15 protein-coding genes and 1 pseudogene are annotated in these 14,521 nt (G+C 70.7%); 6 read left to right on the forward strand and 10 right to left on the reverse strand.

Going from position 1 to position 14,521, the window contains the following annotated elements; translation table 11 throughout:
- Nucleotides 1–24 precede the first annotated feature (24 nt).
- Nucleotides 25–528 carry an SRPBCC family protein gene (locus JOM49_RS42090; RefSeq protein ID WP_209670411.1) on the forward strand — a complete coding sequence of 168 codons (504 nt, stop codon included), beginning with the start codon at nt 25–27 and terminating at the stop codon, nt 526–528.
- Here the strand turns inward: JOM49_RS42090 and JOM49_RS42095 are convergent.
- A complete protein-coding gene (locus JOM49_RS42095) occupies nt 525–1,520 on the reverse strand; it encodes a saccharopine dehydrogenase family protein (RefSeq protein ID WP_308159044.1) in 996 nt (331 codons plus the stop codon). The genes JOM49_RS42090 and JOM49_RS42095 overlap by 4 nt on opposite strands.
- A 71-nt stretch (nt 1,521–1,591) precedes the next feature.
- Here JOM49_RS42095 and JOM49_RS42100 point away from each other — a divergent pair, with 71 nt between their 5' ends.
- Nucleotides 1,592–2,506, forward strand: coding sequence for a helix-turn-helix domain-containing protein (locus tag JOM49_RS42100; protein ID WP_209670415.1), 915 nt, complete (start codon nt 1,592–1,594; stop codon nt 2,504–2,506).
- Between the two features lie 51 nt (nt 2,507–2,557).
- Here the strand turns inward: JOM49_RS42100 and JOM49_RS42105 are convergent, their stop codons facing one another.
- Nucleotides 2,558–3,379 carry a peptidoglycan-binding domain-containing protein gene (locus JOM49_RS42105; RefSeq protein WP_209670417.1) on the reverse strand — a complete coding sequence of 274 codons (822 nt, stop codon included), beginning with the start codon at nt 3,377–3,379 and terminating at the stop codon, nt 2,558–2,560.
- A 245-nt stretch (nt 3,380–3,624) separates the two neighbouring features.
- On the opposite strand from JOM49_RS42105, the gene JOM49_RS42110 reads away from it, so the two are divergent.
- From JOM49_RS42110 to JOM49_RS42125, 4 genes are all read left to right on the forward strand, one after another.
- Nucleotides 3,625–4,398 (forward strand): NBR1-Ig-like domain-containing protein, encoded by a 774-nt coding sequence (locus tag JOM49_RS42110; protein WP_209670419.1) that lies wholly within the window; start codon nt 3,625–3,627, stop codon nt 4,396–4,398.
- A gap of 160 nt (nt 4,399–4,558) precedes the next feature.
- On the forward strand, nt 4,559–5,563 hold the full coding sequence (locus JOM49_RS42115; protein WP_308159045.1) for a chemotaxis protein CheB: 1,005 nt from the start codon (nt 4,559–4,561) through the stop codon (nt 5,561–5,563).
- Entirely contained in the window at nt 5,560–6,306 is a 747-nt protein-coding gene (locus JOM49_RS42120; protein WP_209670421.1) for an ATP-binding protein, read from the forward strand. Before JOM49_RS42115 ends, JOM49_RS42120 begins: the two co-directional genes overlap by 4 nt.
- Nucleotides 6,307–6,358: 52 nt before the next feature.
- Complete coding sequence (locus JOM49_RS42125) at nt 6,359–8,173, forward strand: CheR family methyltransferase (RefSeq protein WP_209672279.1); 1,815 nt, start codon at nt 6,359–6,361, stop codon at nt 8,171–8,173.
- Here JOM49_RS42125 and JOM49_RS42130 read toward each other — a convergent pair.
- From JOM49_RS42130 to JOM49_RS42165, 8 genes and pseudogenes are all read right to left on the reverse strand, one after another.
- Entirely contained in the window at nt 8,170–8,847 is a 678-nt protein-coding gene (locus JOM49_RS42130) for an esterase/lipase family protein (protein WP_209670422.1), read from the reverse strand. The genes JOM49_RS42125 and JOM49_RS42130 overlap by 4 nt on opposite strands.
- An 88-nt stretch (nt 8,848–8,935) precedes the next feature.
- Nucleotides 8,936–9,472, reverse strand: coding sequence for a TIGR03086 family metal-binding protein (locus JOM49_RS42135; RefSeq protein WP_209670425.1), 537 nt, complete (start codon nt 9,470–9,472; stop codon nt 8,936–8,938).
- 78 nt (nt 9,473–9,550) lie between these two features.
- The gene (locus tag JOM49_RS42140; RefSeq protein WP_308159046.1) at nt 9,551–9,994 is read right to left on the reverse strand and encodes a pyridoxamine 5'-phosphate oxidase family protein; all 444 of its coding nucleotides are present in this window, start codon (nt 9,992–9,994) and stop codon (nt 9,551–9,553) included.
- Nucleotides 9,991–10,604, reverse strand: a pseudogene (locus tag JOM49_RS42145) (glyoxalase). Before JOM49_RS42145 ends, JOM49_RS42140 begins: the two are co-directional and overlap by 4 nt.
- Nucleotides 10,605–10,653: 49 nt before the next feature.
- Nucleotides 10,654–11,064, reverse strand: a complete 411-nt coding sequence (locus JOM49_RS42150; protein WP_209670427.1) for a VOC family protein — start codon at nt 11,062–11,064, stop codon at nt 10,654–10,656.
- Nucleotides 11,065–11,254: 190 nt separating this feature from the next.
- A complete protein-coding gene (locus tag JOM49_RS42155) occupies nt 11,255–12,703 on the reverse strand; it encodes an alpha/beta hydrolase (protein WP_209670428.1) in 1,449 nt (482 codons plus the stop codon).
- A 26-nt stretch (nt 12,704–12,729) separates the two neighbouring features.
- On the reverse strand, nt 12,730–13,449 hold the full coding sequence (locus tag JOM49_RS42160; protein ID WP_209670430.1) for an ABC transporter permease: 720 nt from the start codon (nt 13,447–13,449) through the stop codon (nt 12,730–12,732).
- Nucleotides 13,450–13,477: 28 nt separating this feature from the next.
- Entirely contained in the window at nt 13,478–14,359 is an 882-nt protein-coding gene (locus JOM49_RS42165; protein ID WP_209670432.1) for an ABC transporter ATP-binding protein, read from the reverse strand.
- Nucleotides 14,360–14,521 lie beyond the last annotated feature (162 nt).

Raw genomic sequence — 14,521 nt, forward strand, 5'->3', positions numbered from 1 at the left:
CACCTGACTGGGAGGTGCCACCTCATGACGAACCCGAGGGACAAGCTCACCTACACCGAACCGCTCGCCGTCGGCGAGGTGGCGGTCGATGCCCCACCCGAGGAGGTGTACCGCCTGGTCAGCGATCCGGTCGCGATGGCGCAGTTCGCCGAGGAGTTCTACAAGGCCCGCTGGATCCGCGGCGCGACCGAGGCCGCGGTGGGGAACTGGTTCTCCGGCAGCAACCGCAACGGGTGGCGCCGCTGGGTGACCCACGCCGAAATCGTCGAAGCGGAACCCGGCCACCGCTTCGCCTACCGGGTCCGCACCCCGTTCTTCGTGCCCATTTCCCGCTGGGAGTACGACATCGCCGCCGACGGCGACGGCAGCAGGCTCACCGTCACCAACTGGTTGCGCGTGCCGCGCTGGTTCGTGCCGTTCGCCATTTTCATCACCGGCCAGCCGGACCGCGCCGGGACCAACCTCTCGAACATCGACACCACGTTGCAACGGGTCAAGCAACATTTCGAGACCCGCCGCGCCGCCTAACTGATCTTCAGGTGCGCGGACAACGAGCGCAGGAAGTCCGGGGCGTCGAACATCTTCCCGGCTGACGCGACCCCGGTCGCCAGGGTCTGACCGGCGAGGAGGCGGCGGACCGCTTCCACGGCGAGCGGCGCGGTGACGGCGTAGATGTCCTGCCCGCTCGCCACCACCCGTCGTTCGGCCCCGCCGGAACGCACGAGCACGTCGACCACGAACGTCTGCGCGGACCGGCCGCGGTCGTCGACCGCGACCGGCGCCGAGGACGCCGCCAGGTCCTTCGCCGCGTCGGCCGCCATGTACGTGCGCACCTCCGGCACGGCCAGGTGGCTGGGCACGGTGACCACGTCGGCCATGGTGAACTCGCCGACCACCGGGCGGCGGCCCAGCGGCTCGGGGAACGGCCACTCCAGGGTCGGCAGCGCGTCGTCGTGGTACTCCAGCTTGCCGCCGGTGAACCGGACGCGGCGGCCGTTGCGGCGCCGCGCGGAGACCTCGCCCGCGACCAGCGTCCCGGCCGTCGGGTGCCAGCTGCTCAGGCCGTACGCGACGTGCACCTCGTCGGCCGAGGTCCAGTCCCCCATCGCCGTGGTCACCAGCAGGTCGCCGAGGCCGCCGTAGAAGGCCATCGCGGGCACCACCGGGGTCGGGGCACCCGCGAACCGCGCGAACGTGTCGGCGTTCGCCTCGATCTCGGCCGCCACGTCCACGTACGGGATGCCCGCGCGCAACGCCGCTTCGATCACCGGAGCCGCCGTCACGGCGAACGGCCCGGCGCAGTTGATCACCGCGGCCGCCCCGGCCAGCGCCCGGTCGAGCGCCGCCGGGTCGTCGGCCGACGCGGGCCGGACCGCCGTCCCCGGCTGGGCCAGCTTGTGCAGCTTCTCCGGATCGCGCCCGGACAGGACCGGGGCGAACCCGCGGTCGAGCAGTTCCGCCACGACGAACCGGCCGGTGTGCCCGTAGGCACCGAACACCACCACTGTTTCTCTTTCCACAGTGAACATCCTGATCGGCGCGGGCCCCCGGCGACAGTGTCCGGAACGACACGACCCGTACAATTTCGGACATGCGCAAGCTCGCCCTGGCCGCGGCCGACGGAATGCTGCACTTCGAGCTGGCCGTGGCCTACGAGATCTTCCGCGACGACCTCTACGAAGTCGCCATCTGCGCCACCGGCCCGGTCCGGGTCGGCCGCTTCCACCTGGACCCCGACCACGGCCTCGACCAGCTCGAACACGCCGACACGGTGCTCGTCCCGGCACTGGCCGACGTCGACGACGACCCGCCCGCCGACCTGGTCGACGCGGTTCGCGCGGCCCACGAGGCCGGCGCGCGCGTCGCGTCGCTCTGCACGGGCGCGTTCGTGCTCGCCGCCGCCGGGCTGCTGGACGGACGGCGCGCGACCACGCACTGGGCCCACACCGGCGTGCTGGCCGACCGGTACCCGCTGGTGGTGGTCGATCCGGACGTGCTCTACGTGGACAACGGCAGCGTGCTGACCGCCGCGGGCAAGGCCGCCGCGGTGGACCTCTGCCTGCACCTGATCCGCCGCGACCACGGCTCGGTGGTGGCCAACACCGTCGCCCGGCGCCTGGTCGTGCCCCCGCACCGGGCGGGCGGTCAGGCCCAGTTCGTGCCCGCGCCGGTGCCCGCCCAGGACGACCACCCGCTCGCCGAACTGCTCCCCTGGGTGAGCGAACGGCTGGACCAGCCGCTGACCGTCGAGGACCTGGCCCGCCGGGCGAACCTGAGCTCACGCCACCTCGGCCGCCACTTCCGCGCGGTCACCGGCACCACCCCGCTGCAGTGGCTGCTCACCCAGCGGATCCGCCGGGCGCAGGAACTGCTGGAGACCACCGGTGACAGCGTCGACACCATCGCGGCGGCCGTCGGCATGGGCACCGCCACGACGCTGCGGCGGCACTTCAACCGCACCGTCGGCGTGCCACCGGACGCCTACCGCCGCACTTTCCGCAGCTGAGAGGGGCGGACGGCCGCGTGGCCGCCCGCCCCTACCCCCAGTGGCACGCGGTCACCCGCGCTTGAACTCCTCCCAGGTCACCTTCTTCACCTGGGGACCGTCGTCGGAGTTGTGGTTCGCCAGTCCGTTCAGGCCCTTGAAGTAGTCCCCAGCCTGCGCCTGGGCCTGCGGCGACATGTCGGTGTCGCTGATCGCGATGCCGTGGATGTGCGCCACCCAGTCGCCCTGGCTCGGGGTGCGGTGCCAGGCGGCGAACCCGACCTCACGCAGCGCCTTCACCGCGGCAGTGGGGTTCGAGATGTTCTTGACCGAGATGTCCACGGCCCCGCCGCCGTCGTGCGTACCACCCGAGGCGCCCACGCCACCGGCGTTGTACGAGCCCTGCGTGACGGTGAAGTCGACCCCGGCCCGCTGCTCCGCGGCCTTGATCATGTCGGCGGTGCGCTTGTTGACCGTCTGGCCGTCCATGGTGGTCTTCGAGCCCACGCTGATCGCCGCGGTCACCGTGTACCGGCCCTTGCCCAGTTCGGTCAGCGAACCCGTGCCCGGCAGGCCGCTGGCCGCCAGCCCGCTGTGGCCCAGCGACTTCTGGTACTTCGCGTACGCGGTCACCGTCGAGGTGCCGAAGTGCCCGTCGACCTGCTTGCCGTCGAGGAGGTTCTTCGCCGCCAGCGCCTGCTCGACCACCTTGACGCTGTCCCCGGACCCGGGGGTGATCGACTGGTCGGGCTTGTACGGGTCCCACATGGCCGCCTTGACCACCGCTTCCATGTTCACCGAAGGTGCGGCCGCGGCCTGCCCGGCAGCCATCGTGCCGGTCAGCGCGGCGCCGGAAAGGGCGGTGAACATCGCGGCGAACGCCATCTTGCGCATGTCTGCTCCTTCTCTCGCTGCTGGTGCGTCTGCTGCTGTGGACCCCTCCGACCCTGGCCGGTCCGCGGCCCGTGCGGAACCGGGGTGACGCAACGCCTGACGTCAAGAAGCCCCAGGTTGACAGCGTTTGACACCGGCCGCGGACGGGATCGGCGCTGATCAGGGCCGCCGTTCGCGGTATAGTCGGGCGGTCGCGGAGGGTGACGGAAATCGGTGTCCGATGGACACGGCCACCACGGGGGAGCGTGCCGAGACTGGAAGCGGAAGAGCGGGCGCCGGCGCTCGAGGAGTTCATGGCCGGGCTGCGGGAGCTGCGAGCGCGGGCCGGGGAGCCCTCGTTCCGCCGGATGGCGTCGAAGTCCGGCGCGGTGTCCCATGCCACCCTCCACCTCACCGTCACCGGCAAGCGGCTGCAGCCGTGGGAGACCGTCCGCGAGTTCGTGCGCGCCTGCGACGGTGATGAGGACGAGTGGCACGGCCGCTGGTCGGCCACCCAGCTCGCGCTCGCCGAGGACGCGCCGGCGCCCGCCACCGCGTGGTGGCGCTCGAAGCGCGTGCTCGTCCCCGTCGCCGCGGCGCTGGCCGTGGCCGTCGCGATTGTGGTCGTCACGTTCCTCCCCCGCGAGCAGCCAGCCGAGACCGCGGAACCGGCCGGCCCGCCCTACCCGGGTGACTCGAGCAGGTTCGTCGCCGACGTGACCATCCCCGACGACACCGTGGTCAAGCCGGGCACGCAGTTCGTGAAGGTGTGGGAGATCCAGAACACCGGCACGGTCGAGTGGCGCGGCCGGTACCTCAAGCGCACCGATCCGGTGGACGCCGGCGACTGCCGCACCCCGGAACGCATCCCGGTCAACGACACCGCGCCGCAGCAGCACGTGCAGGTCACCGTCACGGTGAGCGCCCCGCCGACCGCGCCGGTCGACTGCCGCGTCTACTGGAAGATGGTCGACGAGGCGGATCGGGAACTGCTGCCCGCACGGCAGCCCATCTTCTTCTCGGTGCTAGTCCGCCCGTGACCCTCGTGACCCATCCGGGTGACAGGTTCCGGCTTCGATCTCCAGGTGGGCATCGAGGCGGATACTGGAGCCAAGGCCGCCCGCCGGTATCCGCCGGAAGCGTAGAAACAGCGCATCGGGGTAGCCGAAGCGGGTGATCCCCGCGGAGGAGGTTCCCCCAGTGGCCCGGTTCACCCGGGATCGGATCGTCGTCGGCGCTTCCGCCGGTGGCGTCGAAGCCCTGCGCACGATGGTCTCGGGCCTGCCGGAAGACCTGCGTGCGGCCGTGCTCGTGGTGATGCACCTGCCCGCGGGCGGGACGAGCGCGCTGCCGCTGATCCTGGACCGCGCCGGGCCGTTGCCCGCGCGGGCCGCCGTCGACGGGGCCGACGTGGAACCCGGCCACATCTACGTGGCCGGTCCGAACCAGCACCTGCTGCTCACCGGGGAAAAGCTCACCCTGTCCACCGGTCCGACCGAGAACGGCCACCGGCCCGCGGTAAACGCCCTGTTCCGCTCGGCGGCGCTGAGCGCCGGGCCGCGCGCCATCGGGGTGGTGCTGTCCGGCGTGCTCGACGACGGCGCGCTGGGCCTGCGGGCGATCGTCGAGCGGGGCGGGGTCGGCGTGACCCAGTCGGCCGAGGACGCGCTCTACCCCGGCATGCCCGAGGCCGCCCGGCAGCAGGCCGAGGTCAGCCACGTGGTGCCGGCCAGCCGGCTCGGTGCTCTGCTGGCCGACCTGTCCAAGGAGGAACTGGACGCCGTGGCACTGCCGGAGCCGTCACCGGCGTTGCGCCTGGAAGATCGCATCGCCCGCAACGGCGTCAGCGGCGTGGCACCCCACGCCTCCGCCTACACCTGCCCGGACTGCCAGGGCTCGCTCACCGAGGTCCAGCCCGGGGCGGGCAACTTCCGGTGCCGGATCGGCCACGCCTGGTCGGCCGAAGCACTCCTGTCCGCGCAGGGTCAGGAGTTCCAGCGCGCGCTGGGGATGGCGCTGCGCTCACTCGACGAGAAGGCCGGCCTGGCCAGGAGGATGGCGGTGGACGCCGAAGTCCGCGGCCACTCCCTGCTCCTCGGGCGGTACGGGCGGGCGGTGGAGGAGTCCGCGGCCGCGGCCGGGGTGCTGCGCAAGTTCCTCACCTCCCTCAGTCCCCCCGAGACCGGAGAACCGGAGCCGACATGACCGGACGGACGACGAGCGTCCACATCGGACTCCAGGAGGAGCCGGACGCCACGGTGGTCACCCTCACCGGTGCGCTCGACGTCCGCAGCTACCCCGAAGTCCGCGACACCCTGCTCAAGTGCGCCGCGGAGCAGCCGCACGTGCTGGTGGTGGTGATCGACGACCTGGTCCCGGTGGCGGGCAGCCTGCTGAGCATCTTCGCCCAGGTGTGGATGCGGGTGACGGACTGGCCGGGCATCCCGTTCGTGCTGGTGTCGGCCGGCCTGCCCGAGGGCGCGATCGCCCGGTTCATGCCGGTCTACCCGACGGTGGCCGCCGCGTTGCGCGGCGCCGAACTGCCGCCGGACCGACGGCGGGCCAGGCTCGCGCTGCCCAGGGCGGAAGGCACCGCCCGGCAGAGCCGGGACTTCACCCGCGACGTGTGCCAGGACTGGCAGCTCGCGCCCGAGGTCGTCGCGGACGCGCGGAGCGTGGCCAACGAACTGGTGGAGAACGTGCTGGCGCACACCGAGTCCGGCGCCGTGCTGCGGCTGGAACTGCGCCCGAAGGTGCTCAGCGTCGCGGTCGCCGACGACTCGCCCGTACCGGCGAGGCTCCGGGAGGGGCAGTCGGGGTACTACGGCGGACTGGGCCTGCTCCTGGTCGCCCAGCTGACCAAGGTGTGGGGCTGCACGCCGTCCATGGCGGGCGGCAAGGTGGTCTGGGGCGTGCTGGCGCGCGGCACCCCGCGTGGCTCCGGGTAGCGTGCACGCCGTGCATGAAACAGATGTCGAACCGAGCGGTGACTTCGAAGCGATGCTCGGCTACCTCAAGGAATCGCGGGGGTTCGACTTCACCGGCTACAAGCGCTCGAGCCTGCTGCGGCGGGTGCAACGGCGGATGCAACAGGTCTCCATCAGCGACTACAACGAATACATCGACCTGCTCCAGGTGAACGCCGACGAGTTCGTCTCGCTGTTCAACACCATCCTGATCAACGTGACCGGGTTCTTCCGCGACGCCGAGGCGTGGGAGTACCTGGAGCACGAGGTGGTGCCCGGGATGCTGGCCGAACGCGGGCCGGACGAGTTCATCCGGGTGTGGAGCGCCGGCTGCGCCTCCGGTGAGGAGACCTACAGCCTGGCCATGCTGCTGGCCGACCAGATGGGCGTCGAGGACTTCCGCCGCCGGGTCAAGATCTACGCCACCGACGTCGACGAGGAGGCGCTGGCACAGGCCCGGCACGCCTCCTACTCGGCGACCGAGGTGTCCGGCATCCCCGAGGACCGCCTGGCCCGGTTCTTCGACAAGACCGAGACCCGGTACCAGTTCCGCAAGGACCTGCGGCGCTCGATCATCTTCGGGCGCAACGACCTGGTGCAGGACGCACCCATTTCCCGCATCGACCTGCTCACCTGCCGCAACACGCTGATGTACTTCAACGCCGAGACCCAGGCCAGGGTGCTCGAGCGGTTCCACTTCGCGCTGGCGCCCCGCGGACTGCTGTTCCTCGGCAAGGCCGAAATGCTGCTCAGCCACTCGCGCATCCTCGAACCGGTGAACCTCAAACGGCGGGTCTTCACCAAGGCCCCCAACAGCACCAGCAGGCTCGGGCAGTTCACCGTGAGCGGCCACGCCGTCGTCCCGCCCACCGAACGGGACCAGCTGGAGGAACTGCGCCAGCTCGCGTTCGGCACCAGCCCGGTGGCCCAGCTGGTGCTCAACGAGCACGACACCACGGTGCTGATCAACCAGCAGGCCCGGTCCGCCTTCGGGCTGTCCCATGGCGACATCGGCAAACCGCTGCGCGACCTGGAGATCGCCTACCGGCCGGTGCCCCTGCGCATACACATCGACCAGGCGAAGCTCGAGCAGCGTTCGCTGCGCATCCAGGACGTCGAATGGCACCGCGGCAGCGGGCCGTGCTGGTACGAGGTCCACATCAACCCGCTGGTCAGCGAGGAGAGCACGCTGATCGGCATCTCGGTGGTCTTCCACGACGTCAGCGCCGCGCGGCAGCTGATGGCCGAGCTGCAGGACACCAACCGGCGACTCGGGGCGGCGTACGAGGAACTGCAGTCCACCAACGAAGAACTCGAGACGACCAACGAGGAACTCCAGTCCACTGTGGAGGAACTGGAGACCACGAACGAGGAGCTCCAGTCCACCAACGAGGAACTGGAGACGATGAACGAGGAGCTGCAGTCCGCCAACGACGAACTGCAGACCATCAACGACGTGCTCCGCGACCGCGGCGGGGAACTGGACGAGGTGAACGCGTTCCTCGAGTCGATCCTCACCTCGATGCCGCACGGCGTGGTCGTCGTCGACCGCGAAATGCGCGTGCAGGCCTGGAACCGGGGCGCCGAAGAACTCTGGGGCCTGCGTCGCGAGGAAGCCGAACGCGAGCACCTGCTGAACCTCGACAGCGGCCTGCCGCTGCCGGAGATCCGCCCGGTGGTGCGCAAGGCCCTCGCCGACGCCGAATTCCAAGCCGAACTGCACCTGTCCGCGATCAACCGGCGCGGCCGCAACATCGTGGTGCGCGTGCTCTGCGGCGCCCTGCGTGGCGCGGACGGGACCAGCAACGGCGCCCTGATCGTGATGGAGCAACAGGAGCCGCCGCGCTAGCCGGTGGTCGCGGCGAGCACTTCGTCGAAGACGTCGCGGTCCGAGACCAGGTTGAAGTGGCTGACGCAGCCGACGTCCACGTGGTCCGCACCGTCCAATGTGGTCCATTCGTTCTCGACCACGGTGTCGCACGGCGAGGAGAACGTCGTGTAGGACAGGGATCCGGGCGTCGGGTCGCCGCTGTTGAGCTGGGTGATGAAGGCCGAGCCCTTGGTCGCCTGCTCGCACGCCGTCGAACCGGGAGCGGGGCAGGTCCCCGGGTCACCGCCCTGGTTCGGGCCGCCGAGGGAGATCCAGTCGTCCACGCTCGCGGCGCCGTCGAGCACCTTCACGAACCAGCGCGAGGGCAGGCCGCCGAGTGAATGGGTGACGACGTCGACCTTCGCCGCGCCCGTGGCCGCACGCACTTCCTGGACCTTCGCCGCGAACTGGCTCGCGGCGGCGGTGAGCGAGCCGGTCGAGTCGTAGCCGAAGGAGACCAGCTCGCTCTTGGCGTACCCGTTCAGCCGGAACCGCAGCGACATGGTGTCGAAGTTGTTCGGCGCGCCGAAGAGACCGTGCACGAACAAGATGGGTTCACGGCCGGCGGGCTCGGCCGCCGTGGCCGGTACCGCCCCGAGCAACGCCCCCGCCATCGCGAGCGCGCCCAGCACCGCCGCCTTTCGAGCAGACATCGTTTCTCCCAGCCATCGCACGGAAATCGGACCTCCGCAGCGTGGCAGGGCGGCGGCTACCGGGGCATCGGCGAAACCACCGGCCCGGTCACGGCACGCGGCCGGTGATCGCCACGATCCGGTCGAGCAGGGCGGCATCGCCGGGCACCGCGACCGGTGGCCCCCACAGCTCCGGCACCGGCGCCTTCGGCACGAACTCGGCCACGTGCTCGAAGCAGGCGCGCAAGGTCTCCGCGGGCAACTCGAACGGCTGCCCGGTGGCCTGCGCCAGATCCCACCCGTGCACGACGACCTCGGTCAGCGCGATCCCGCCCCACGTCCGATCGGGCAACTCCAGCCCGGACACCTCGGTCACCCCTTCCCGCGCGCGAGCGTCACCCCAGACCTCGCCGAGCTCGGTGAGCTGCCGTCCGAGCCGATCCCGCCAGCCGTCCTCCAAGCCGTCGGTCACCTTCTGGTCCACCTCACCCCGCCCCAGCGCCGCGAACCCGCGCGTCACCTGATCCATGTGCGCCAGCAGATCGGCGACGCGGTATTCGTCGCAGGGGGTCGGCAGCCCCAGTTGCCCGTCCCCGATCCCGTCGACCAGCTCGGCCATCCGCGCACCAGCCACTGCCATTGCCATGCCCACGTCACTCCTCCTCACGGACGGCACCCACCGCCACACGAGGAACGTCGGAGCCACTTCCCAGGACCGGACACCTCAGCCGAGCCAGTGGCCGTCCCGCATGAGGGTGCGGCCGGGGACTTCGTTCGCCTCGCGCCACGCCTGGATCCGCCGCGGCTCGATCCGGAAGTACTGGTACGGCTCGGCGAGCTCGCGTGGGTCGAAACCGGTGCGCGCGGCGAAGGCGTCGCCGGTCTCCGTGGTGATGTCCACGGGGGTCGCGGTGCCGTCGATGAGGACGACATCGCGCGTGGGGCCGAGGCTGAGGCGGGTCCGGGGGTCCGCGAGCAGGTTGCGGCTGGTGACCGTCGCCCGCGGCGTGGCGATGAGGAACGCCGTCCCGTCCCACAGGTAGGAAAGCGGGATGAGGTGGACCCCGCCCGGGGAGCCCGAGGTCGCCACCCAGGCGTCGACCTCGGTTTCCAGCTTCGCGCGGGTGTCCCGCAGCCGTTCCTCGAAAGCACGCGGCGCCGGGGTCACTGCTTCACTGCCGAGGTCGCGGGCTCCCAGGCGAACCCGTCCGGGTCGGTGAAGGCACCGCCACCGATGGTCAGGCGGTGGGCGCCGGTGCCTTCGGGGTCGACGCCGGCGTTCTTGGCCAGTGCCCGCCGCCGGTTCAGCGCCAGCTTGACCGAGCCCGACTCGAACTCGGCGTACATGCGCGCGAAGCTCTTCCCCACGGTCAGGCCCTGCTCCGCGTAGAACCGCTTGCTCGCGACCACGTCCTCGACCCCCAGCGAGAGCACCAGGTCATCGACCTTCCGGGAGGCGGGCTCGGTGTCCTTCTTGGACGAGGTCGCGATCGTCCAGATCGCCCCGTCCGGCGCCCGCACGGAACCACCGTAGCCCCAGAGCGATTTCGCGGCGGGCTTCACCGACGTCGCCCGCCTTCGAGCGCGGCGCCGACCAGGAGGTCGACGTTGGCGGGCTGGGACACGATGAGCGAGAGCGTGTACCCCCGGAACCCGGTCGTCGCGGGCTGAGCCTCCCGCACGCGGATCCGCGGGTCCGCGCCGAAAGCGTTGGTGTAGAAGCGGTTGGCGGCCTCGGTGTCGGCCACGTCCAGGGTGATGAACTCGATCGCTGTCATGCCCATGACGCTAGTTCCGGGACCGCCGCCGGTGCTTCTCGATTCCTGATCAGCTGACTTCCTGGAACCTGATCAGGTTCCCCGCCGGGTCCCGGAAGGCGCAGTCGCGCACCCCGTACGGCTGCTCGACCGGCTCCTGGACCACCTCCGCGCCGCCCGCCTGCACCTTCTCGAAGGTGCCGTCGAGGTCGGGGGTGGCCAGCAGGAGCCAGCCGTAGGTGCCCTTGGCCATCATCCGGGTGATGGTGGCCCGCTCCTCCTCGGTGACCCCGGGATCGGCGGCGGGCGGCGCCAGGAGGATGGACGTGCCGGGCTGCCCGGCGGGCCCCACGGTGATCCAGCGCATCTTCCCCTGGCCCACGTCGCTGCGGACCTCGAACCCGAGCGCGTCGCGGTAGAAGGCCAGCGACGCGTCCGGGTCGTCGTGCGGGAGCGCGGTCGTGTGGATGGTGATGTCCATGACCATCCATGTTAGGCGCTGTCCCGCACGCCCCAAAGTTGCGCCAGTGCCTTGTCGGGCCAGTGCCTTGTCGGGCCAGTGCTATGAGTGGGGCATTACTTGCGTTGATTGCAAGTAATGCCCCATTCATAGCGTTCGCGGCGGGCGGCCTCGTCGAGGTCGGCCCGGCCCAGCAGCACGAGTTCGGCGATCAGCATGCCGTCCCCTTCGCCGGGCGTTCCCCGGTGACCAAGAACTTCGTCGAGATGTCGTGGACGCACGGGTTGTCCAGGTACAGGTAGGCCAGGTGCCCGCCCTGGTCGGCGGTGACCAGCCGGGCGCGGTCGCCGAAGGCCTGCCGCAGCTGCCTGGCACCGGACAGCGGGGTCGCCGGGTCGCGGAGGTTGTGCACGATGAGCACGTTGGACGGGCCGCGGCCGGTGATCTTCACCGGCGGCTCGACCGGCTCGGACGGCCAGAACGCGCACGGCGTGACGTTGGCCGCGGCGGCGCCGAACATCGGGTGCCGGATCCGGTCGATGGCGACGTTGCGCTGGTAGGTCCCGACCGACTCCGGCCAGTCCGAGTCGTTGCAGATCACGTGCAGCTGGCTGGCGAGGTAGTTGTCCGCGGGCACCTGAGCGGTGGGCGCCGCGGTCCCGGTGGGCACCGGCACCGGCTTGCCGGTGTCCAGCGCGTGCCAGGCCTCGGCCAGCGACGGGAACTCCGCGTCGAAGTAGAACTTGGCGAAGGTGACCTGGCGGAACACCTGGCCGTTGACGCCTTGCGGGCTCGGCTTCGCATCGAGGCGCGCGGCGAGGTCGAAGTACTTCGCGGTCACCTTCGCCGGTGTGTCGCCGAGGCCGTACTCGGGCCGCGCGGCGGCGAACTCCGCGAAGTCCGGGAACCGCTCCTCGAAGCCCTCGCCGAACTTCCGGCTGAACGAAGCGTCCCAGCCGCCGGGGCCGGTCGCGCTGTCGAGCAGGAACCGGTCACTGCGGTGCGGGAACAGCGTGGTGTAGACCGAACCGAGGTAGGTGCCGTAGGACCGGCCGAAATAGGACACTGTGGACTCACCCAGCGCCTCGCGGACGCGGTCGAGGTCGCGGGCGGTGTTCGCGGTGGTGAGGTGCGGCAGCAACGGTGCCGACGCCGACTTCCCGCACTGCTCGGCGACGAGCTTCGCCTGCTCGGCCTGCGCGGTGACGTCGGCCGGGTGCCGCGCGTGCAGGGGGATGTTGGTGAACCACTGCTCCGGCGTCAGGTCGCAGGTCACCGGCGTGCTGTGGGCGACCCCGCGCGGGTCGATGCCGATCACGTCGTAGCTGTCCAGCACCTCCTGCGGCAGCTCCAGGGAGTCCCGCAGAACGGCGGGGTAGGCCAGGCCCTCCCCGCCCGGACCGCCGGTGTTGGTCAGCAACACGCCGCGGCGCTTCTCCGGGTTCGCACTGGCCAGGCGGGAGATCGCGATCTCGATCTGCGGCCCGTCCGGATCGCGGTAATCCAGCGGCACTTCGAGCGTCGAGCACTCGAGACCGGCTCCGGTGATGCCTTCGGGACACGGGCCCCAGTCCACTGTGTCCACTGCCGCCACCGCGGGGAGCGCGGACGCCGTCAGGGTGAGCGCGGCGGCGAAAACGATCGGGACGAACTTGCGCATGCCGATTCCTCCTCGTCGGGTGTTCGTCATCGGCGCGGTTCCCAGCGGAACATCCGCGAGGCCAGCGCGACCGCGACCACGACCCAGCTCAGCGTGGGCGCCAGCAGGATCAGCGAATCCGTCACGGCCACGCCGCCGTTCCAGGCGTTGACGGCCAGTTCGGTGGCCGAGCCGCCGGGGAGCAGCCGCTTGAGCAGGGTGAGCTCCTCGGTGCCCGCGATCCCGACCCAGCTGGCCACGGCGATCACCCCGAGGCTGACCGGCAGCGTGGTCACCTGGGCGTGCTCGGGCGAGTTCGTCAGGCCCGCGGTGGCCAGGCCGAGCCCGATCATCATCGCCACCGTCGCGAGCACCGCCGCCACCAGCAGGAGGATGTTGTCGGGCGCACCGGCGACCACGGCCAGCACGGTCATGATCACCGTCACCTGGACCAGCGCGATGACGGTGAGCGGCAGCAACAGTCCGGAAAGGATGGTCGCGTCACCCGCCGCGGTGGACCGCAGCCGCTTGAGGAACAGGTTCTGCCGTCGTGAGGCCAGGGTGGTCACCGCGGTGGTGTAGAGGCCGAAGGCGCCCACGGTGAACATCACCACCGCCGCGACGTAGCCGAGGCTGGCCACCGAGGCGAAGAGTTCGTGCCGGTAGATGAAGAACGCGCTGACCGCGGCGGGCATGATGAAACTGGTGACCAGCACCAGCCGGTTGCGCAGGATCTGGATCAGCTCGCTCATGGCGATCGAAAGCATGGCGGGATTCCTCGTTCGGTAGGGGGTTTCAGGCGTTGCCGATGGCGCGGAAGACGTCGTCGAGCCGCGTCGGCCCGGCCTGGAGGTCGTGTAGTTCCACCGCGTGGTCCTGGGCCCAGGCGAGCAGGGTGAACAGGTCCTTCTGCAGGCCGAAGGTCTCGATGACGAACTTGCCGTCACCCTCGCGGGTGGCTGCCAGCGGCAGCGCCGGCGCGGGGGTCGGCAGCGAGAAGCTGATGACGGACGGCAGGGTCCGTGTCAGCTCGGAAACCGTGCCCTCCTGGTGGAAGGTGCCCTGGTGCATCAGCCCGATCCGGTCGGCGTGCTGCTGCGCCTCTTCCAGGTAGTGCGTGGTGAGCACGATGGTGGAACCGTCCTCGCGCAACCGCTCCACCGCGGTCCAGAGGTCGTCGCGGGACTGGATGTCCAGGCCGGTGGTCGGCTCGTCCAGGAAGATCAGCTCCGGCGCGCCGTAGACGGCGGTGGCGAAGTCCAGCCGCCGCTTCTCCCCGCCGGAGAGCTGGGACACCTTCGTGCTCGCCTTGCGGGTGAGGTCGACGATGCCGAGCACGCGCTCGGGCCGGTCCACGCGCTGGGCGAGCTTCCCGATCAGCCGCACCGACTCCAGCACCGTCAGATCCGGCGAGAAACCGCTCTCCTGCAGCATGATCCCCATCCGCGGCCGCACCGCGCGGCGGTCGCGGGGGCTCTGCCCGAACACGCGCACGGTGCCCGAAGTGGCGGTGCGGTGGCCTTCGATGGTCTCCAGGGTCGAGGTCTTGCCTGCCCCGTTCGTGCCGAGCAGCGCGTAGAACTCCCCGGCCCGCACCTGGAAGGAAAGGTCCTTCACGGCGTGGAAATCGCCGTACTTGAGGTTGAGGCGGTCAACTTCGATGACTGGTGTGGACATGCCCTGATTCCACCCGTCGCCGCGCGCTCCGGGCAGTGCACTCACGTCATGTCCTCGCCATGACATTCCTTGGGGTGAACATGTGACGCGGCGTCACTGGTGCCGCGGCGGGCGCGGAAGAATACTGGGCGACATGCATCCCCGACCACAGCGTGCGGACCG

The organism is Amycolatopsis magusensis, assembly GCF_017875555.1.
Classification (GTDB): Bacteria; Actinomycetota; Actinomycetes; order Mycobacteriales; family Pseudonocardiaceae; genus Amycolatopsis; species Amycolatopsis magusensis.